This is a genomic window from Geminocystis sp. NIES-3708, assembly GCF_001548095.1.
Classification (GTDB): domain Bacteria; phylum Cyanobacteriota; class Cyanobacteriia; order Cyanobacteriales; family Cyanobacteriaceae; genus Geminocystis.
Window position 1 is genome coordinate 3,235,174 of the sequence record NZ_AP014815.1, and the last position, 19,958, is coordinate 3,255,131.

The window sequence follows — 19,958 nt, forward strand, 5'->3', positions numbered from 1 at the left end:
ATTTTTTATAATTTTAATATCACAATTTTTATGTTTAATAAAACTCCAGAAAAAACCATGCACTCTGTTAGGTGGATCTTAACAATTGCTTGGTTTTTAATAATTTTATCTTTATTTTATGATCCTATTTCTCCATTATTAACTTCTCCTGATAATTTAGGTAGTCCATTAAGGGTTAATTTAGATACTTGTGTGGCAGTTCAAGGTAATTGTTTAGAAAAAAATGCTTATTATTTAGGCGCTCCTATTTTTTGGGGAATTGTTGTTCCTAGTTCTATCTTTATTCTCCTTGTTTTTGGTCATGAATTATGGCGTAGAATTTGTCCTTTATCTTTCCTTTCTCAAATTCCTAGAGCATTAGGTTGGCAACGTAAAATTAAACGGGTTAGTGCTAATGGCTCAGTGCGTTTTGAGATACCTAGAGTTGATAAAAATTCATGGTTAGGACGCAATTATTTATATCTACAAATGGGTTGGTTTTTTATTGGTTTATGCTCCCGAATACTCTTTGTTAATGCCGATCGATTAGCTCTTGCTATTTGGTTATTATTTACTATTTTTATTGCTATTTTTATTGGTTATTTTTTCGGTGGAAAATCTTGGTGTAATTATTTCTGTCCGATGTCTCCTGTGCAACAAATTTACGGTGAACCAAAAGGATTATTTACCAGTAAAGCTCATATTGGAGATGATAAAGTCACTCAATCTATGTGCCGAATTATTGAAGATAATCAAGAAAAAAGTGCCTGTATTGCTTGTCAAAGTCCTTGTATTGACATTGACTCGGAAAGAAGTTATTGGGATAGTATAAATCAAAGCGATCGACAATTATTATACTATGGTTATTTTGGTTTAGTTATCGGTTATTTTATTTATTATTACTTATATGCTGGTAATTGGGATTACTATTTTTCAGGAATTTGGGCTTATGAAAAAAATCAATTAAGTACTCTTTTAAATCCGGGTTTTTATCTTTTTAATCAATCAATTCCTATACCTAAAATTATCGCCGTACCTCTTACCTTAGGTATTTTTACTATCACTGGTTATTATTTAGGTAAAAATATCGAAAAGTTTTATCAAAATAAATATAAAAATAAACTTCCTTCAGAGTTAATTAGACATCGAATATTTAGTATTTTAACTTTTATAATTTTTGACTTTTTCTTTATTTTTGCAGGTAGATCATGGTTAGTTTTATTACCCATAAAAGTTCAATATATTTGGGATTTTGCTTTAGTTTTCTTAAGTTCAATTTGGGTATATCAAACATGGGGTAGAAGTCCAGAAATTTACTCCAAAGAAAGTTTAGCAACTCGTCTTAGAAAACAATTAAAAAAATTAGGTTTAAATATCAGCCGTTTTTTAGAAGGAAAATCTCTTGAAAATCTCAATACTGATGAGGTTTATGTCTTAGCAAAAGTTTTGCCCGGTTTTACTAAAGATAAACGCCAGGAAGTATATAAAGGTGTTTTAAAAGAATCTTTAGAGGAAGGCTATGTTAACACTGTTAGCAGTTTAGAAGTTTTGGAACAATTACGTTCAGAATTAAATATTACTGACGATGAACACCGTACAATCTTAACAGAATTAGGTGTCGAAGATCCTTCGTTACTCGATCCTTCTAAACTACATTCTGTCGAAAATTCTGTACGTTTAACTGGTTATCGCAAAGCCTTAGAAAGAATGCTATCTTTACAGCAAAAGGCTTCCCTTGACGAACTTTTAGAAAATAATTCTCAGGATATACGCAAACTACGTCAAGAATATTGTATTACTTATCAAGAAGAGGAAGAAATTTTACAGGGTTTACAACCTGAATCGGGAATCATAGCACGAGCAGAACATATCCTATCACAACTAGAGCAACTAATTGAACGTTATCACGCGCTTAATCAACCTCGTTTTCTTCCTCAAGGGGAAATTCTTAATCTATTAAGAGAAACCGTGAAGCAGAAAAAACGTCTCTTAGTGAGAGCATTATTAGAAATTATTGAAAATAGCGAAGATTCAAGTATTTCTGAGGAAATTACCCAAAATTTAGCTAATCTTTCTCCCGGAGTTTTACAAGATGTGTTAGAAAATTCCGCTTCGAGTTGGTATTCTCGTTTACAACCAAAAATTTTAAATTTATTAAGTCAACCTACCAATAAGATTCCAACTTGTTCTTTAGATATTGATATAAACACAATTATCGGTCATTTACAAGGTTTATTAATGGAATCGAACCCTATTACTCAAACAATTAGTCTTTATATTTTGGCACAAATTGATTTAAAATTAGGGCGAGAAGAAGCTGAAAATTTGTTGACAATTAAAACTAATTTGTTAGTCAAAGAAACCGCTAAAATTTTACTTAATTCTGAAACACTAAATCTCTCTAATTTTAATACTTTAGAAAAAGTAATTTATTTAGGTAATGCTAACTTTTTTGACGGAATTCATAGCAATACTCTAATCGAATTAGCTGAATTATCTTACTTTAATTATTATCGAGAAAATGAGATTATTTCTGACGAAGGAGATACTTGTAGAGAGTTATTATTATTGATTAATGGTAGGGTAGAAATTATCTTACCCCGTGAAAATGATACGCCTATTATTTCCAGTTTATTACCCGGACAAATTCTTGATGAATTAGAAGTTTTATCTCATGGCAAACAATCGGGAAAAATTATTGCCAAAACTACTCCTACAAAAATTTTAGCGATCGCAATAGATAGTTTTGATAGTATTTTAGAAGAAGATCAAGAGTTTTCTCGCCGTATTTTAGAGTTAGAAAGTAGTCGTTTAAAACAACTGATTACAAAATAGTAATAGAATAAAAAAAGGGGAATAAATCCCCTACTATTAAGCATAATTAACAATTAAAGTTTGGAACATTGATCTTCTTTATTACCTTCAACAATATTCTCTCCACCTACAGGAGTAATTTTGTTTTCTTTACATTGCAAATTACCGCCAATATTATTTTTGCTGACGGTTAACTTTCCTGAATTGGAAAATAATTGAACATCCCCTTGAATTTTGTTACTAAGAATACTAGCACTGCCTCCTTGTTTAATTTGAATACTTCCTCCCACGGTGGTATTGGAATTAACATTAACCGCAGTAGCACCTTCTGCTTGAATATTACCATTAACTTTTACACCATTGGCTTTTAAAGTAGCTCGATTATTAACTACGATATTACCTTTAATAGTTGTGCCGTTTAAAGTACAAGTTTTACCTTGAGGCACTTTAACATTATCTACAGTAATTGCACCTAAAGTTCCTTGACAGTTTATTTCTTCGGCTTTAGCAATATTCATAAAGCTGAGGTTAGTGGCAATGGCAACTAAAGTGATAGCGATGCCAGAAATTTGTTTTTGTGTTGTGAACAGCATAAAATTATATTTATAGATTGTTATACTCCTGTGTGACTGATGCAGTTATTTTTTGTTCCCATATTTTTTTCGACATGAGATAATTTAAAAAAGCAATGGTAAATGTATATTTATTGTTCATTGTTCACAGTTAATTATCATCATGCCTTTATCTCGTATTATCACCATCGTTGTCGGTTTAAGTGTTATTTTCGGATTAATGCTGTGGTTAATTAGCTCATTATCTAGACTTTATAGTGAAATAGCATGGACTAGTCCATTTTTAGCTAATTTTCTGGTTTTTATTCTCATTGTCTTACTCATCTGTTTTATTGCCATCTTTATCTACTATTTAGGCATTCTTCCCAACAAATCTGCTAATAAAGGTAAACGTCGTAAAAATTTACCAGCTTTACCCGCAGAAAAAAATGAGATTGCCTCTAAAACTATTCAAGCAGTTAAAAAGCAAGTAGCTCAAATTCAAGATGAAGTTACCCAAAAAGCCTTACTAGCTAAATCTAAGCAAATTGAGGCAAATTTAACCACTGGCATCTTAAAAGTAGCGGTTTTCGGCACAGGTAGTGCTGGTAAAACCTCCCTTGTCAATGCTTTAATTGGTGAAATGGTGGGTAACGTTAACGCAAGTATGGGAACGACAACTGAAGGGGTTACTTATAGCTTAAAACTTCCTCAAGCTAATCGAGAAATTTTGATTACTGATACCCCCGGAATTCTCGAAATGGGTGCACCAGGGGAAATTAGAGAACAATTAGCCCGACAATTAGCCACAGAAGCGGATTTATTACTATTCGTCTGTGATAATGATTTAAGAGCTTCGGAATTTACTCCTTTAGAGGCTTTGGCGAGTATTGGAAAGCGCTCACTGTTAATTTTTAATAAGATAGACTTATATTCAGAAGACGAACAAGAAATAATTATCACTAACCTCCAAGAAAGAGTTAAAAATTTTATCGCCCCTGTAGATGTATTGAAAGCCTGTGCTAATCCTCAACCTGTGCAATTTTCTGAGGATGAAATGATACAACCAGACATCGAAATAACCAGTGTGATAAAACGTTTAGCCGCTATTTGTCGTGCAGAAGGAGATGATTTATTAGCCGATAACATTCTCTTGCAATCTCAAAGATTAGGGGAAGAAGCCCGAAAATTAATTAGTCAGCAACGGGTGCGAGAAGCTGATAAAATTATCATGCGTTATCAGTGGATTGGTGCAGGAGTCATCGCTTGTACACCTTTACCAGTTTTGGATATGTTGGCAACGGCGGCGGTAAATGCCCAAATGGTAGTAGAAATTGGGCAAGTTTACAATTGTGATTTGAACAATGATACGGGAAAAGATTTAGCGGTATCTTTAGGTAAAACTCTTGTGAGTTTAGGAGTGGTAAAAGGTGCGGTGGAATTAGTAGCAAAAGCATTACAATTCACAGCTGCGACTTATGTGGTGGGCAAAGTTATTCAAGGCATCAGTGCGGCATATTTAACGAGAATTGCAGGTAAAAGTTTTGTAGAATATTTTAGTCAGGATCAAGATTGGGGTGATGGAGGAATAACAGAAGTAGTGCAAAGACAATTTAAGCTAAGTCGCAAAGATGAATTTGTGAAGGCTTTTGTGCAAGATGCGATTACTCGTGTAATTGAACCAATAAAAGATACTTTAGATAATAATATTAATGATCAAATCGAATACAGTAATGAAATTTATTTTGATGAAGGCGATGACTGGGGAAGTAACGATAAATCGAAAGATTATTGGTAATTTAATATTCGTTTTTTTCTCAAGTCAGAGAACAATAACACTGAAGAAATACTGTTCACGATGATTTATCATATTATGCTAAAGAAGAAATCTTGGTTTAAAAATAATATGTTTGAAAAATTGACACCGCCAGAAGTTGGTAGTAAAGTAAAATTTGATAATGGTTTACCTATTGTACCTGATAATCCGATTATTCCCTTCATTCGTGGTGATGGTACGGGAGTTGATATTTGGCCAGCTTCTGAAAAAGTCATTGATGCGGCGGTAGAAAAAGCCTATGGTGGTAAACGCAAAATTAGCTGGTTTAAAATCTATGCTGGAGATGAGGCTTGTGAGAAATATGGCACTTATCAATATCTACCCGAAGATACTTTAACCGCTATCAGAGAATATGGCATCGCTATTAAAGGTCCTTTGACTACTCCTGTAGGTGGTGGTATTCGTTCCTTAAACGTTGCCTTAAGACAAATTTTTGATCTCTATAGCTGTGTTCGTCCTTGTCGTTACTATGAAGGTACACCTTCTCCCCATAAAACCCCCGAAAAATTGGATATTATTGTTTATCGTGAAAATACTGAAGATATTTATTTAGGCATTGAATGGAAAGAAGGCTCAGAAATTGGGCAGAAATTGATTAAAATTCTCAATGAAGATTTAATTCCTGCTACACCTGAACACAAAAATAAACAGATTCCCCTTGATTCAGGTATCGGCATTAAACCAATTAGTAAAAAAGGCTCACAACGTTTAGTAAGACGGGCGATTCAAAATGCTTTACGTTTGCCTAAAAATAAGCAGATGGTGACTTTAGTTCACAAAGGTAATATCATGAAATATACTGAAGGAGCTTTTCGTGATTGGGGTTATGAATTGGCAACTACTGAATTTCGTCAAGAGTGTGTTACCGAGAGGGAATCGTGGATTTTAGGTAATAGAGAAGCAAATCCAGATATTTCCATCGAAGATAATGCTCGTCAAATTGAGCCTGGTTACAATGGTTTAACCCCTGAAAAACAGGCCGTAATTTGTGAAGAAGTTAAAACTGTGTTAGATGCCATTTGGAATAGTCACGGTAATGGACAATGGCAAGATAAAATTATGGTAAATGATCGCATTGCTGATAGTATCTTTCAACAAATCCAAACTCGCCCTGATGAATACTCTATTTTAGCAACCATGAACCTCAACGGTGATTATTTATCCGATGCTGCAGCTGCCATTGTTGGAGGTTTAGGTATGGGGCCAGGTGCTAATATTGGTGATAACTGTGCTATTTTTGAAGCTACTCATGGAACAGCCCCGAAACACGCAGGACTCGATCGTATCAATCCCGGTTCTGTTATATTATCAGGAGTAATGATGTTAGAGTTTATGGGTTGGCAAGAAGCCGCCGATTTAATTCGTCAAGGAATCAGTAAGGCGATCGCATCTCGACAAGTTACCTACGATTTAGCAAGGATGATGACACCTCCAGTGGAGACACCGTTGAAATGTTCAGAATTTGCTCAAGCAATTATCGACAATTTTGATAATTAATAATTAATCTGTGTAAATTTCAGTTGATTATTATAAGGATTGTAAAGGGTATAGGAAGCAGTATTAGCTGTTTTTCCTATATTCCCTACTCCAATTAACCGTTTTTTTGTGAATTCTTGAACTTCAGATATAGATTTATTATCTAAACTCATAACGGCGGATGTAATAAAACCTGATTGTAACTCATAATCAAATATTTGACTGGATCTACCGCAGAATAGATAATTAACATTGACACGATTTAATCGATCAAGAATAATCCAAGGAGAAGTATCAGGGGTTAAAACTTCACTTATATTAACACTGCTACCATGAATTAAAAGACAGTCAAACTCTACAAAACCAAAGTCTAAATTTCGTAACCATTCCACCGTTTCACGAGAAACACAATCCCAAAGTTTTTTTGAGGCTTCAACACCATATTTGTTGATCAATTCCACTGGATCTGCGGTAGAGTGTAAACTATGGAGGATAATACATTGTTCTTCCCACCAACCCCGACAAACTCGAATAGGGATATTATGATGAGGGTGACGAATTTCTTTAACTAAAGCCTCATTATTCTCACTGATACCAATAATATCACCCAGAATATAGATTTCTTCTACTGACATTTTTTGTCCTAAAATATCATTTATCACTCCGTGATAAGCCTGTAAATTTCCTTCAATTCCGCTTAAAATTGCCCACATTTTGTTAATTAATAGTTAATAGTATAGTAACCGACAGGTTAGAACATTTCAATCCTTTAGGCAAGGGCTTTTAATTCCTTATTATCCTGTATTACTTTGTTAATACCCCAAGCATCATGGCGACTGCTATAAAACAAAAAATAAATTTGTTGCTAATCGAAAATCAATACCTAATACTGAGATGTTGTATCACATCAAAAATACTTAATAAGCAAAAGTCAAAAAATCAATTTTAATATACTTTAAGTTAATTTCAATCTCTTTGCCCTTTCTATCGTTACCTCCCATGAGGCAAACTCCGATTATCGTTGACAAACATGAGTTGCGTCTTCGGCTTTTTCTGCAAACTCTAAACCTCTAGCCAAGCACCATGCAAAAATCGGCGGTAAACCTTTTTCGATAATATCCCGACAAGTTGTTTGATAATCATACTCTACCTCTTTTAAAATTATTTCCTGTGTCTTTGTGTTGTATATCACATAAGTACCATTTGGTTTTCCATGACGAGGTTCACCCACCGAACCCACATTTATAATACGTTTTAAAGGAGTTTTAAATTGTCTCTGTGATTCAGATTCAATGTTAGATTCATTCACCTTAACTTGTAACATTCCAACCTTTAAGGTTCGATGATAAGGAATATGAGTATGTCCACAAAATAAAACGTCAGCTTCACTACTTAAAACATGCTCTAAGGCGGTAAAAGCATCCATTTCAGGCAAAATGTATTCGTGATTGCTATGAGGGCTACCGTGGGCAAAACAAAGGTTTTCAAGCTTGAGAGTACGAGGTAATTCAGCTAAAAATTGACGATTTTCGGCAGTAATTTGTTGATTTGTCCATTCATGGGCGATTATACCTCTTTTTTTTGCTAATAACGAAGGATAGCTACATTCACAGGAATTTAACCCTTCTACTATATCCTCATCCCAACAACCTTGCACTGAAGGAATATTTAACTCTCGGATTTTATCCACAATTTCGTTAGGGTGAGGACCATAACCCACTAAATATCCTAAACTATAAATAGTCTCGCAGTGATTTTCGTCAATATCCTTTAACACAGCTTCAAAAGCAGGTAAATTAGCGTGAATACAAGACATAACGGCAATTTTCATTTAATTTTACTCCCTAGATAAAAGTAATGTTTCTTTAACCTGTTGTTGATAGTAATTAACAGCATCATCTCCCAGACAAAAATCCCCTAAAGTATCGGCAATGGCTTGTTTGTCTAAATTACAACCGATGATTTCTAAACCACTAAAATGAGTTGGTCCGCCTTCTAATGATAATGGTATATTCAAAGGATAAAATTCAGGATTATAACTGTTATGTAAATATTCACCATAGACACATTGACCATCCATAATATTAAATATACCTTTAGCTCGAAAAATGTCCCCATAAGCACCTTGGGTTAATTCTTGCCAAAAAGTCTCTAAACTAGCAAAATCTAACACTTCTTCGGTTAAACCTGCACGATGAATTTCTAAATCAGAAAAAGAGTTTAAATTATCATTCATTATTACTTCTTTATTGACAATAATTTTATCTGCTAATTCTTGCCATTTTTCTTTACTTTCATCTTTACTAACTATGGCAATTTTTTGACAATTTAAAGCTGATAAAATAGAAAGAATTGCTTTCACGTCCAGATATTCAGGAATTTCTAAATAAACATCATTTTTTTGTGATAATTTTAATAATTCTGTAGGAGATTCTAAATCAGTAATTGATAAATCAGGGAAAAAACTTTGTAAAAAAGCACCATCAACAGGAAAAGTTTTAGTTTGTGGACTAATATAATAAATATCTTCATTATTCTGTTTAATTTGTTGTTTTATCCAATGGGTTTTACCTACCCCAAAGTTACCCAGTACAGCTGTTATCATATATAAGAATTAAGAATGAGAGATTCGGTATTGACGTAATAATCATTATTTATGATTCACTAACAAGGCATTCTTTCAGTTTCGTTTTTAGTTTATTTTCATCAAGATTTCTTCCTATCATTATTAACTGATTTTTAGGGTTATTTTCCCATTCTTGAGTATCAATATCATAACGTTTTCCACTTAATTGAAAAATGTGTTTTAACTTACTTTCAGCAAACCATAAAATTCCCTTTGCTCTAAATACTTGATTCATGATATTATCGATAATTAAATTTTGAAATTTATCCACATTAAAGGGGCAATTGCATTCAAAAGAAATAGACATAAAACCATCAATTTCTAAATGATTAGAGTGATGATGATCATGGTGATGATGGTGATGATCATGAGAATTAGTAACAGATTCCGAAGGATAATTAGTTGGTTTACTTACATCAATATCTAAAATTAAAGGTAAGGGTACTTTACCATATTCAGTATGTAAAATATTAGCACCTTGTTTAATACAATAAATATCTTTTTCTAACTCTTTAATTTTGTCTTCAGTTACTAAATCAACCTTATTTAATAAAATAATATCTCCAAAAATTACCTGTTTTAAAGCCGCATCACTTTCAAAATGTTCAGAAGTAAAATTTTCCGCATCGATTAAAGTTAACACGGAATCAAGACGCACTAAATCCCTCAACTCTGGACTTAAAAAAGTTAAAATAATAGGTAAAGGATCGGCAACTCCTGTTGTTTCAACGATTAAATAATCAATTTTTTTATCACTTTCTAAAACTTGAAAAACTGTATCTATTAAATCATCATTAATTGTACAACAAATACAACCATTACTGAGACTAAGCATATTATCATCAGTAGAGATTAATAACTGACTATCAATATCAATATCACCGAATTCATTGACTAAAATAGCGACTTTTAAATCTTGATTATTAGTCAAAATATGATTCAATAAAGTAGTTTTACCACTCCCTAAAAAACCAGTAATAATAGTAACGGGTAAACCTCTTTTTGGTAAAATTAAACTTTCCATAAATTAAAAATTAAGAATTGAGAATTAAGAAAGGCAAGGCAAGAGGCATAATAAGAATTATTTTTATCATAGGCAAGATGCCTGTTTTACTCTTCTCTATTCGCCAATACTTTAGCCTACCAATATTAACTGTTAAAAGTGGGACGGTGCTGAATTAAATTCATAAACTCCTGACGGGTTTTGGCATCATCATTAAATACACCTCGTAATGCACTGGTAGAAGTCCAAGGGCCGGGTTTTTGCACTCCTCGCATTACCATACACATATGACTCGCTTCGATAACCACTGCGACCCCTTGAGGTTGCAATAAGCCTTGTAAAGCATCGGCAATTTGAGAGGTTAAACGTTTTTGCACTTGCAATCTTCTAGCATACATTTCACAAATACGGGCAATTTTTGATAAACCAATGACTTTACCGTTAGGAATATAAGCAACGTGCGCCCTACCTAAAATTGGTAGTATATGATGTTCACAGGAGCTAAATAAGTCAATATCTCTCACCAATACCATTTCATTGGCGTTTTCGTGGAATACTGCACCATTTAGCAATTCATCGAGGGATTTATTATAACCAGAGGTGAGGAATTTTAAGGCTTTTACGACTCTTTTGGGAGTGTCTTTTAATCCTTCTCTGTCGGGATTTTCCCCTAAACCTAGTAATAATGTTCTAACTGCTTGAACCATATCCGCCTCTGTTACAGGAGGTTGTGATTCTGTGATGAGGTTAGGGAAGGAATTATTATGATTAGCAGACTTAATGATAGAAGATCCTGTGTATGTCATATTGTTGGTTGAGTGGAGACTATTTAAAATGATAATCATTATCATTCGTTTTGACAAGAGGTTGAGATTATAACTTTTTCGCTAAAATTCTTAATAAGTTCGGAAAAAGGGAATGTAATTTAAAAGTTAATCACACTCATCACCTTATAAAGTTCGATCCCAAATAGTCCTCACTTAACAAATGCCCATACTTTCTTTAAATTCAATCACCCTTTTTAAATTAAGTAGATTGTGTTGCCCTGTTGTCATGAAAATTTGGATGATTGTTTGAATATAAAAACTTGTTACCTTCAAATTTAACACTCGCACTATATCTATTGCTAAGTCTTTGTTCTAGATATTCTTTCATTTTTATCTGATCTGACATACTTAGAATTTTTAAGAATATACATGTCTCCATTATTGCCATGTTAGTTTCTGCATTGCCAAATACATCTGACCTGAATAAGAGATTGAAGCTGGTAATCTGGATAAAAATAAGATGTTTTTAGTTTTTATATTAATTACTATAGAAAAAGATGTTTCAACTTCCCCAATTTTATCAGGAGTATTTAAAAAAACAGTTTAATTTACCTCAATATTTAACTCTTTGTCTTTTAGTTAATTTACTTCAAAATCTTAAAACTGTTAGGTTAGAAGAAATGGCAAAACTTTTTCCTTATCCGATTAAATTAAGAAGTAGAATTAAAAAGTTACAAAGATTTTTAAGTCTGAAAAATTGGAAAGTTGAAACCATATGGTTTCCGATTTTAAAATCATGGATTATGAACCAATGGGAATCAAACAAAGTAATTTATTTAGTCATTGATAGAACACAGTAGCAAAACATTAATATATTGATGGTAAGTTTAGTTCATCATCAAGGAGCTATCCCTGTATATTTTATCTTATTAAATAAAAAAGGAAGTAGTAATTTATCAGAACAAAAACAAGTATTAGAAGCAAGTATTAATTTATTAATTGAATATAAAATAATCGTTTTAGGAGATAGAGAATTTTGCTCTGTGGATTTAGCAAAATGGTTATCAGTAGAGAAACAGGTTTATTTATCTCTACGTTTAAAAAAGAGTGAATATGTGGAGTTAGAAACTGATATATGGTTTCGATTGAGTGAATTAGGTTTATCTCCAGGATTCTCCGTATATTATCGAGGAATAAAAGTTACAAAAACCAAGGGATTCTCAGGAATTAATTTAGCAGCAAAATGGAAGAAAAACTATAGACATAAATCGAGTAAACAGCCATGGTTTATTCTCACAAATTTAGAAAGTATGTCGGAAACAATCTCTGCTTATTCCAAAAGAATGGGTATTGAAGAAATGTTTAGAGATTTTAAATTAGGAGGTTATAACTTAGAAAGTACAAAACTTGAAAATGAACGACTAATTTCTTTAATTATACTGATAACATTATCCTATAGTTATTCAACATTTATAGGAGAAGAAATTAAAAGAAAAGGAATAAGTGAATATCTAGTTAGACCCACAGAAAAAAGAAGAAGATATAAAAGATATAGTGATTTTTCTATTGGTTTAAATGGGATAAAATGGCTAAGTGAAATCTGCTTTTTTCAAGAACAATTAGATAAGTTAACCTCTTTATTTCCTCAGAAACAGTCCTATTATCGTCAAGGTATGAGGGCTATTTCCCTTATCCAATCTGCATTCTGAATGTTCTGTCGCCCCCTCAGACATCTGACCCCAAGACATAATGAAAGTCCTCGAAGCTATCTTGAGAATCAGTACGCGAGATGTAAAAGTGCCGCCAGCCACCAGCCTCTATACATAAAAACAACTCAGCCTTATGAATTGCTGCTTGAAAGGTTAGGTATTTTGGTTCACCATAGCGATATGCGAGATCGGCAGACCCTGCTTGCACTAAATAGCAACTGCCAGAAGAATCATAAAACCTAAGACTAAGCTCACCCTTATAGTCTAAGTAGATAGATATCCTATTCCGCGTATCTTCTGTACCAATATCTAAGATGTAACTCTGCTTATCTGGCAGCGGATATAAAGTGAGCGAAAAATAAATAGAAATTCCGGCTTTATCTTCAAATCTAGCTAAGTCGAGAACTTCATACTGTAACGGCTTTAAAGACTCAAGTATAATCCTACCAATTATACGTATAAATAAGAGGGCTACGTTAATATCTGAAAAAATATATAACTCTTTAAATTGAGCAAAACTTTTGGCTTTGTCATTATCAAAAGTACCAGAATGCACTCCACCCATTACATTGGCAACAAACAGGACTAGCTCTTTAATGGAATAGCTATGGCCATCAACAATCGCAATAATCATGCTAAAGAAGTCGTCGCGTTTCTTCTTTGTTCGTGGTAGATGCGAAGGCGTGGCTCTAGGGTAGGGTCAATACCATCAATAACACACCAAAGCTGAAAGCTAATCTCATGAATATCTGGTGGTAGATGCTCAACAACTTCAAATTCGAGTTATGACGATGCTCGCGATTTATCTTGTCAATAAGAGAGCTCCTGCCATCTAGAAATAGCTGTCTAATTAATGCTGATGCACGCAAGATCTCGTATTCATCCTTTGAATTGATGGATTTATGAAGATCATCAAGTGTGCGAATAAATAAAGATTTTTCGGCGTTGGTGAATGAGGGTATGATAGAAAGAGGAAAAAAGTGAAGTAAAAAAACATGAAATGTCCAGAATGTGGCTCCAAGAATATCAATAAAAATGGCATAAAAAAAGGAAAACAAAATCATATTTGTGTTCATTGTCGCGGACAATTTATAGCTCCAGAACAACTCAGTGGTAAAGGTTATAGTGATGATCTCAGAAAAGAATGCTTAAAAATGTACGTCAATGGTATGGGTTTTCGAGCTATTGGGAGGATTAAACAGGTGCATCATACAACGATCATCTCTTGGGTTAAAGCAGTGGGTCAAATTTTGCCACAGAGCTATCATCCAGAAACGCGACCAGAAGTTGGAGAATTAGATGAATTGCAAACCTTTGTCGGCTCAAAAAAAACCAATCTGGCGATGGACAGCGGTAGATCATTTTCACGAGGGTATATTGGAATGGGTCATAGGGGATAGAAGTGCAAAAACATTTAGACCGTTGTGGGAGCAAGTAAAAAAATGGCATTGTTATTTTTATGTAACAGAAGGGTGGAAAGTCTATGGAAACTTTATTCCTGAGGGCGACCAAATCATCTGTAAAACATACATGACCAGAGTGGAGGGAGAAAATACGAGATTAAGACATTATCTTGCTAGACTACATCGAAAAACTTTATGTTATTCAAAATCCATGGAGATTTTAAAGTATTCTGTTTCACTATTGATTCACTATCTCAAATTTAAAGATATACCAATTCCTTTTCGTCCTTTAGGGAGACCTACTTTTAGTCTTCTTCATACCTAAAATCACCAATGCCCTATAATTTAATTTTGTCTAACAAGTAATATTCAAACATTTGCTACTTAATTAACCTGAGTTTTGGTTAAGCAGATTGAGGTAAAAGCCATTCTAAACGGAATCAAACAAAGTAATTTATTTAGTCATTGATAGAACACAGTAGCATAAGGCAGTAGTTAGTTTGATAGTTTGCTATATTCAGCTTACTATTTGCCTGTTTTCTTATCCAAAACTGAGGTTAATTACATTTACCATTAAAGATTTTTTGAATGACAAAGAGTTATAATAAACCTCATCTTTCTTACCAGTTTAATAACCCCTAAAGGGGTTACTACGAACCAGATAATATATTTATTATTAATGTTGGTTTAATTGTTGGGCTACTTGTTTGGCAAAATAGGTTAATATCAAATCTGCACCTGCTCTTTTCATACTGGTAAGGGTTTCTAACACGACTTTATCTTCGTCTATCCACCCTCGCTGACTGGCGGCTTTTATCATGGCATATTCGCCACTAACATTATAGGCAACTACGGGTAAATTAGTATAATCTCGTAGCCGTCTAATAATATCTAAATAGGCTAGGGCAGGTTTTATCATTACCATATCTGCACCCTCTTTGATGTCTAAAGCTACTTCTTTGATGGCTTCTTTCCCGTTAGCATAATCCATTTGATAGGTTTTTTTATCACCAAATTGGGGGGCAGATTCTAACGCATCCCGAAATGGTCCATAATAAGCTGAGGCGTATTTTGCTGAGTAGGCGAGGATTCCTGTATTTATCCATCCTTCTTTATCTAATGCCTGTCTAGTTGCTCCAATTCTACCATCCATCATCCATCATATCTGAGGGGGCAACCATATCCGCCCCTGCTTCGGCGTGAGATAATGCCATTTTTACTAATATTTCCACAGTTTCGTCATTCAATATCTCTCCATCTTTAACGATACCATCATGACCATAAATAGAGTAAGGATCAAGGGCAATATCGGTAATGACTGTTATCTGAGGGATTTCTGTTTTAATGGTTCTTACGGTGCGTTGTACTAATCCTTCTGGATTATAGCTCTCTCTTCCTTCGTTATCCTTTTTATTTTCTTCTATTAAGGGAAAAAGTGCGATCGCATTTATGCCTAAATCAAAAACTTCTTGTAATTCTAAAAGTAATAAATCGAGGGAAAAACGATAACAGTCAGGCATGGAGGGGATTTCTTGCTTGATGTTTTCCCCTTGCATCACAAATACGGGATAAATTAAATCATTGACGGTTACTTGGTTCTCTTGTACCATTGATCGTAATGATTCTGTGCGTCTTAAACGTCTTGGGCGATACGACAATAAGGACATAAAATCTTCGTAAAATGATAATCATTATCGTTTATAGTAACAAACAATGATCATGTTTTGGGTTACTTCCTCTACAATTTTTTTACAATTGCTAAAGAAATTATTAAAATCCTAATCCTTAAATTTGGTAGAATAAAATTTGTGGTATGTGAATTATTATTTTATTCAAAATGACGACTCAGGAATTAAAAACAAAACCTCAAGAAGAAAACGAAGAATATTGGGATGAGATACCCAATCAAGGGGAGATGTCTTTTTTTGATCATCTGGAAGAATTACGTCAGCGTATTTTCGTCAGTTTAATTGCTATGGCGATAGGTGCAATATCTTGTTTTTTCTTTGTCAAAAAAATTGTCGCATGGTTAGAAATTCCTGCAGGAGATGTGAAGTTTTTACAATTAGCACCTGGGGAATTTTTTTTCGTCTCAATTCAAGTGGCAGGTTATACAGGGATTTTACTTTCAGCTCCTGTAATTTTATATCAGATTGTTCAATTTGTTTTACCTGGATTAACTCGTAAAGAAAGACGTACTCTTGCACCTGTAGTATTTGGTTCAAGTATTCTTTTTTTTGCTGGTTTAGCTTTTGCCTATTATTTATTGATTCCTGCGGCGTTAAACTTTTTCATCAATTATGGAGCAGATGTTGTAGAACAAATGTGGTCAATAGATAAATATTTTAAATTCGTATTATTATTAATGTTTTCCACTGGTTTAGCTTTTCAAATCCCCGTGATTCAATTATTGCTTGGCACATTAAATCTTGTTTCTTCTGAGCAAATGCTTTCTGGTTGGCGTATTGTAATTTTAGGTGCAATGATTTTAGGTGCAGTATTAACACCTTCAACCGACCCACTTACTCAATCTCTTCTCGGTGGTGCAGTTATAACATTATATTTTGGCGGTGTCGGGGCGGTAAAATTAATAGGAAAGTAAACAATTTTTTACCATTGCAAAAGTGCCTATTACCCATTCCCCATTTTCACCTAAGACTTTTGGCGTTAACCAATCATTGCCTATTTTTTGATTTTTTTCGCCATACTACGGAACATATCCATGCTGGTGTCCGTATTGCGATTTTGCTGAGGTGTAAAAGAAGAATTAGCCTCACTAGAATTATTAGATGCTGATTTAGGTTTTATCGCCTCATTGGGATTTTTCTTCGCTGCTTTTTCAGAAGAAACTTCTTGAATTAATTCTCCTCCCTCACGATTGTTAATCGTTTTCGGAAAAGTTCTTCTCGTAGTTTTGGGTGTACGCATATAATCAATATCCCCAAAAGTCTTAGCATCATCAGGCTCTAAAAAATAAGCGTCTTCTACTTTATTATTATTTTTCCCAAATAAACCAAATAAACCTGCCATTAATTATTTCTCCTGATAATTTTGTTAATTTTTGTTATTTTAATTCTTCAAAATTATAACAGATTGTTACATTTCTAAAAATCTTATCCACAGGGAATTTTCATGATTTATTTTTGATATTTAAAATTTAATATCAATGAAATCTCATACTAATATCTAACCAAGGTGATCGAGTAATAGTAGCACTTGTTGAAATATAATCAACGCCAGTAGTTGCTATATCTTTGATATTACTTAAAGTAACGTTACCAGAGGCTTCAATTTTAATGAGGGGATTTTTTTCTCGGATTAATTTTACCGCCTCCGTCATTTTTATTACTGTCATGTTGTCCAACATAATAATATCAGCTTGATGAGCGATCGCTTCTTTGACTTGATCTAAATTATTAGTTTCTACTTCAATGGTTAAAGGATAAGGCATTGTTTTTTTTATCAAAGTAATAGCATTAGCAATACTTCCTGCACCTTGAATATGATTATCTTTAATCATGATGGCATCATCTAAACCCATACGATGATTAATTGCACCACCAACCTGAGAGGCATATTTTTCTAAAATTCTTAATCCTGGAGTTGTTTTGCGAGTATCTACTAATTTGGCAGAGTAGTCTTTGATGGCTTCCACATATTTTCTTGTCATAGTGGCAATACCACTTAAGTGCATAACAATATTTAACGCTACTCTTTCTCCTGTGAGTAAAGCTGACATTTTTCCTTCAATTTCGACTATTTTTGTTCCTAAAGGTTTTTTTTCTCCTTCTAAAGCTAAATTTTGCCATTTTATTTCACTATCTAATAACTTAAATACTTTCTCAGCGATGGGTAATCCTGCCATAACACCTTCTTCTTTAATAATCCAATATGCTTTACTTTTGGTAGATTCTTCTGTAAAAATACAGTCTGTAGTTTTATCTCCTCTACCAATATCTTCTAATAACCAATCACGCAAAAGAGAGTCTAAAATTAAAGGAGAAGGTAAAGAATAGTTCATCATTATAGTTAGTTCATAGTAAAGGTTTGCCGATAGGAAGAAGAAGACTATTATAATCAAAGGCTTGGAAATATTACATTGATAGAAAAGGTATCGAAAATTGAATTTTTTTATATTGCCCATTACAAGAGTGCCTACTTTTGCAACCGCTAATAATAAATTGGAGTAAAAAATTCAACAATAAAGGCAATTTGATTAATGTAAGTTAAATGCGTCTTAGTTTATTGATTTTATCATCTCAAAATATTAACTAAATGTTTAAATGTTTTTATCTATATCCTCATCAATAATTAATCTAAGTATTTAACTTTGATAGAATCTTTTTTTATAAAAATTTGAGATTGTCTTTTATAAATTATATAGTTATTTTGTTTTTTAATAATTATCTTTTTGAACAATAAAAAATAATCTAAAATAAATTTGGAATCAATTAAAGTAATTTTATGCTAATTCCTCTAGCCATCATGGAGGCAAATAAAGGAATAATACTAAATCCAATTAACTCAAAAATAATTACACCTTTGAGTCTTTTATATTTATTAATAGTGATTTCTGGAACTTTTTTTTCCATCAAAGATTTAATCCATTTTAAAAAAGAAATAGTAGGATAAAGAGATACTATCCCCACTATCAAATACACTGTGATTTTAACCCAAAAAATAGGGTTATTCAAATAATAAGCGGTGTCTTTGGCAAAGTATAAAACTCTTAATATTCCTGTGGCTAAAACAATAATTGCAGCTATCCCATACGCACTATCAGCCCATAAAATACGCCATGCTTCTTTTAAATTTAATTCTTCTTTGAGGGTGAAAAATTCTGTTGCCAATGCGGCAAAAATAATCCCGATGCTTACATAATGAAAATAAGCCGTAATAGCACTAGCCCACATAATAAATATACTCCTATTTTGAAGGTAAAACAATTAGAGAGAAATAAGATTTAAGAGAAAAGAAAAAATTGTAATAAATCTCAATCATTCGTGATTGCTATAGATATTAAATTCTTTTAAAGCTGGTAAAAAATTTTTATTTTCATGACTAGGGCGACTTAATTTTATTAAAACAAATCTTTGTAAATTAGTCAAATTTTGCCATTGAGATAAAGTGATTATTAAATTAAATTCTTTTGCTTTTTTTTCTAAATCTATTGGTATATTATCTAAATTTAACCATTCAGGATGAGAATCAATATCTAATTGTTTTGCATATTCTCCTGTGTTTAAATATACTAAATTTTGAGTATATTGCTTATATTCTTCTATTTCTTGAGGAGTTAAACAAGGTTTATGAACTAAAGATTCTCTTTCAATTTGATTAAAATTATGCCAATGATGAAGTTTTAATTTTACGCCACAGGTATCAAGTTTAAACCTGACAATCATAGGAATACAACGTAAAGAATCTACAAAATCTGTTTCAAATTCAAAGAAATTAGCCATTATTAAGAATGAGGAACGAGGAATTAGGAATTTAAGAATACAAAAGATAATAAATATTAAAGAATAAAAACTGAAGATTTACTGCTAAATACTTATTAAGTATTACTTAAAAAGGTACGATCGCTTAAAATTAAAAAGCAATTCGTACCTTTATATTATATTAATCTATTATTGATAAATTTTAGCCCATAGGATGGAATAAAAGATCAGGATAAAAACGATTAAATTCGATTAATAAACCTGCTGTAAAAACTAATAAAGCAGTGATTAAAACAGGGGCGGTAGATAAAAAAGTTGTTAAATCTTTCATCAAAATTTCTCCTAATAATTA

Annotated in this window: 19 protein-coding genes and 1 pseudogene; 7 read left to right on the forward strand and 13 right to left on the reverse strand. The window is 32.8% G+C overall.

The genetic code is table 11. The features are described 5' to 3' along the window. The first annotated feature begins 30 nt into the window (after nt 1–30). Nucleotides 31–2,814, forward strand: coding sequence for a cyclic nucleotide-binding domain-containing protein (locus tag GM3708_RS14290; RefSeq protein ID WP_066348343.1), 2,784 nt, complete (start codon nt 31–33; stop codon nt 2,812–2,814). A gap of 53 nt (nt 2,815–2,867) precedes the next feature. Here the strand turns inward: GM3708_RS14290 and GM3708_RS14295 are convergent, their stop codons facing one another. Next, nucleotides 2,868–3,386: a hypothetical protein gene (locus GM3708_RS14295; protein WP_066348344.1), complete on the reverse strand. Its 519-nt coding sequence runs from the start codon at nt 3,384–3,386 to the stop codon at nt 2,868–2,870. A gap of 142 nt (nt 3,387–3,528) precedes the next feature. Here GM3708_RS14295 and GM3708_RS14300 point away from each other — a divergent pair, with 142 nt between their 5' ends. Beyond that, nucleotides 3,529–5,142 (forward strand): YcjF family protein, encoded by a 1,614-nt coding sequence (locus tag GM3708_RS14300; RefSeq protein WP_066348345.1) that lies wholly within the window; start codon nt 3,529–3,531, stop codon nt 5,140–5,142. Nucleotides 5,143–5,250: 108 nt separating this feature from the next. After that, nucleotides 5,251–6,678, forward strand: a complete 1,428-nt coding sequence (locus GM3708_RS14305) for an NADP-dependent isocitrate dehydrogenase (protein WP_066349498.1) — start codon at nt 5,251–5,253, stop codon at nt 6,676–6,678. On the opposite strand, the gene GM3708_RS14310 is transcribed toward GM3708_RS14305, so the two are convergent. The 5 genes from GM3708_RS14310 to folE all read right to left on the reverse strand — a co-directional run bounded on the left by GM3708_RS14310 (nt 6,675) and on the right by folE (nt 11,092). After that, the gene (locus tag GM3708_RS14310) at nt 6,675–7,370 is read right to left on the reverse strand and encodes a metallophosphatase (protein ID WP_066348348.1); all 696 of its coding nucleotides are present in this window, start codon (nt 7,368–7,370) and stop codon (nt 6,675–6,677) included. The two genes, GM3708_RS14305 and GM3708_RS14310, sit on opposite strands and share 4 nt — an antisense overlap. Nucleotides 7,371–7,672: 302 nt before the next feature. Further along, on the reverse strand, nt 7,673–8,488 hold the full coding sequence (locus GM3708_RS14315; RefSeq protein ID WP_066348349.1) for a metallophosphoesterase: 816 nt from the start codon (nt 8,486–8,488) through the stop codon (nt 7,673–7,675). Between the two features lie 6 nt (nt 8,489–8,494). Continuing rightward, nucleotides 8,495–9,262 (reverse strand): GTP-binding protein, encoded by a 768-nt coding sequence (locus GM3708_RS14320; protein ID WP_066348352.1) that lies wholly within the window; start codon nt 9,260–9,262, stop codon nt 8,495–8,497. A 49-nt stretch (nt 9,263–9,311) separates the two neighbouring features. After that, nucleotides 9,312–10,307: a GTP-binding protein gene (locus tag GM3708_RS14325; RefSeq protein ID WP_066348354.1), complete on the reverse strand. Its 996-nt coding sequence runs from the start codon at nt 10,305–10,307 to the stop codon at nt 9,312–9,314. A gap of 125 nt (nt 10,308–10,432) precedes the next feature. Beyond that, a complete protein-coding gene (gene folE / locus GM3708_RS14330) occupies nt 10,433–11,092 on the reverse strand; it encodes a GTP cyclohydrolase I FolE (protein ID WP_066348362.1) in 660 nt (219 codons plus the stop codon). Nucleotides 11,093–11,610: 518 nt separating this feature from the next. Between folE and GM3708_RS19470 the strand changes: the two genes are divergently transcribed. Continuing rightward, the gene (locus GM3708_RS19470) at nt 11,611–11,913 is read left to right on the forward strand and encodes a hypothetical protein (protein WP_231932959.1); all 303 of its coding nucleotides are present in this window, start codon (nt 11,611–11,613) and stop codon (nt 11,911–11,913) included. A gap of 12 nt (nt 11,914–11,925) precedes the next feature. After that, a complete protein-coding gene (locus GM3708_RS14340) occupies nt 11,926–12,762 on the forward strand; it encodes an IS4 family transposase (protein WP_304440346.1) in 837 nt (278 codons plus the stop codon). 16 nt (nt 12,763–12,778) lie between these two features. Here GM3708_RS14340 and GM3708_RS14345 read toward each other — a convergent pair whose 3' ends face one another. Continuing rightward, nucleotides 12,779–13,396, reverse strand: a complete 618-nt coding sequence (locus GM3708_RS14345) for a hypothetical protein (RefSeq protein WP_066348369.1) — start codon at nt 13,394–13,396, stop codon at nt 12,779–12,781. A 361-nt stretch (nt 13,397–13,757) separates the two neighbouring features. On the opposite strand from GM3708_RS14345, the gene GM3708_RS14350 reads away from it, so the two are divergent. Next, a protein-coding gene (locus tag GM3708_RS14350) for an IS1 family transposase (RefSeq protein ID WP_144439325.1) occupies nt 13,758–14,490 on the forward strand; the annotation gives its coding sequence in 2 pieces (ribosomal slippage) (nt 13,758–14,098 and nt 14,097–14,490; 735 coding nt in all). 351 nt (nt 14,491–14,841) lie between these two features. Here the strand turns inward: GM3708_RS14350 and hemB are convergent. Continuing rightward, nucleotides 14,842–15,832, reverse strand: a pseudogene (gene hemB, locus GM3708_RS14355) (porphobilinogen synthase). A 170-nt stretch (nt 15,833–16,002) separates the two neighbouring features. Here hemB and tatC point away from each other — a divergent pair. Further along, nucleotides 16,003–16,767: a twin-arginine translocase subunit TatC gene (gene tatC / locus GM3708_RS14360; protein ID WP_066348371.1), complete on the forward strand. Its 765-nt coding sequence runs from the start codon at nt 16,003–16,005 to the stop codon at nt 16,765–16,767. 80 nt (nt 16,768–16,847) lie between these two features. Here tatC and GM3708_RS14365 read toward each other — a convergent pair whose 3' ends face one another. The 5 genes from GM3708_RS14365 to psaJ form a co-directional block, all read right to left on the reverse strand. Next, the gene (locus GM3708_RS14365) at nt 16,848–17,195 is read right to left on the reverse strand and encodes a hypothetical protein (protein WP_066348373.1); all 348 of its coding nucleotides are present in this window, start codon (nt 17,193–17,195) and stop codon (nt 16,848–16,850) included. A gap of 133 nt (nt 17,196–17,328) precedes the next feature. Then, complete coding sequence (gene nadC / locus GM3708_RS14370) at nt 17,329–18,186, reverse strand: carboxylating nicotinate-nucleotide diphosphorylase (RefSeq protein WP_066348375.1); 858 nt, start codon at nt 18,184–18,186, stop codon at nt 17,329–17,331. A gap of 430 nt (nt 18,187–18,616) precedes the next feature. Further along, a complete protein-coding gene (locus tag GM3708_RS14375; protein ID WP_066348382.1) occupies nt 18,617–19,078 on the reverse strand; it encodes a DUF2214 family protein in 462 nt (153 codons plus the stop codon). Between the two features lie 84 nt (nt 19,079–19,162). After that, the gene (locus tag GM3708_RS14380) at nt 19,163–19,627 is read right to left on the reverse strand and encodes a nitrate reductase associated protein (RefSeq protein WP_066348385.1); all 465 of its coding nucleotides are present in this window, start codon (nt 19,625–19,627) and stop codon (nt 19,163–19,165) included. 181 nt (nt 19,628–19,808) lie between these two features. Continuing rightward, the gene (gene psaJ / locus GM3708_RS14385) at nt 19,809–19,937 is read right to left on the reverse strand and encodes a photosystem I reaction center subunit IX (RefSeq protein WP_017296182.1); all 129 of its coding nucleotides are present in this window, start codon (nt 19,935–19,937) and stop codon (nt 19,809–19,811) included. Nucleotides 19,938–19,958: the final 21 nt, after the last annotated feature.

What these genes read in the sequence shown, in the direction of transcription:
- GM3708_RS14290 (WP_066348343.1), top strand. Translation starts at nt 31, where the DNA reads ATGTTTAATAAAACTCCAGAAAAAACCATGCACTCTGTTAGGTGGATC.
- GM3708_RS14295 (WP_066348344.1), bottom strand. Translation starts at nt 3,386, where the DNA reads ATGCTGTTCACAACACAAAAACAAATTTCTGGCATCGCTATCACTTTA.
- GM3708_RS14300 (WP_066348345.1), top strand. Translation starts at nt 3,529, where the DNA reads ATGCCTTTATCTCGTATTATCACCATCGTTGTCGGTTTAAGTGTTATT.
- GM3708_RS14305 (WP_066349498.1), top strand. Translation starts at nt 5,251, where the DNA reads ATGTTTGAAAAATTGACACCGCCAGAAGTTGGTAGTAAAGTAAAATTT.
- GM3708_RS14310 (WP_066348348.1), bottom strand. Translation starts at nt 7,370, where the DNA reads ATGTGGGCAATTTTAAGCGGAATTGAAGGAAATTTACAGGCTTATCAC.
- GM3708_RS14315 (WP_066348349.1), bottom strand. Translation starts at nt 8,488, where the DNA reads ATGAAAATTGCCGTTATGTCTTGTATTCACGCTAATTTACCTGCTTTT.
- GM3708_RS14320 (WP_066348352.1), bottom strand. Translation starts at nt 9,262, where the DNA reads ATGATAACAGCTGTACTGGGTAACTTTGGGGTAGGTAAAACCCATTGG.
- GM3708_RS14325 (WP_066348354.1), bottom strand. Translation starts at nt 10,307, where the DNA reads ATGGAAAGTTTAATTTTACCAAAAAGAGGTTTACCCGTTACTATTATT.
- folE (WP_066348362.1), bottom strand. Translation starts at nt 11,092, where the DNA reads ATGACATACACAGGATCTTCTATCATTAAGTCTGCTAATCATAATAAT.
- GM3708_RS19470 (WP_231932959.1), top strand. Translation starts at nt 11,611, where the DNA reads ATGTTTCAACTTCCCCAATTTTATCAGGAGTATTTAAAAAAACAGTTT.
- GM3708_RS14345 (WP_066348369.1), bottom strand. Translation starts at nt 13,396, where the DNA reads ATGATTATTGCGATTGTTGATGGCCATAGCTATTCCATTAAAGAGCTA.
- tatC (WP_066348371.1), top strand. Translation starts at nt 16,003, where the DNA reads ATGACGACTCAGGAATTAAAAACAAAACCTCAAGAAGAAAACGAAGAA.
- GM3708_RS14365 (WP_066348373.1), bottom strand. Translation starts at nt 17,195, where the DNA reads ATGGCAGGTTTATTTGGTTTATTTGGGAAAAATAATAATAAAGTAGAA.
- nadC (WP_066348375.1), bottom strand. Translation starts at nt 18,186, where the DNA reads ATGAACTATTCTTTACCTTCTCCTTTAATTTTAGACTCTCTTTTGCGT.
- GM3708_RS14375 (WP_066348382.1), bottom strand. Translation starts at nt 19,078, where the DNA reads ATGTGGGCTAGTGCTATTACGGCTTATTTTCATTATGTAAGCATCGGG.
- GM3708_RS14380 (WP_066348385.1), bottom strand. Translation starts at nt 19,627, where the DNA reads ATGGCTAATTTCTTTGAATTTGAAACAGATTTTGTAGATTCTTTACGT.
- psaJ (WP_017296182.1), bottom strand. Translation starts at nt 19,937, where the DNA reads ATGAAAGATTTAACAACTTTTTTATCTACCGCCCCTGTTTTAATCACT.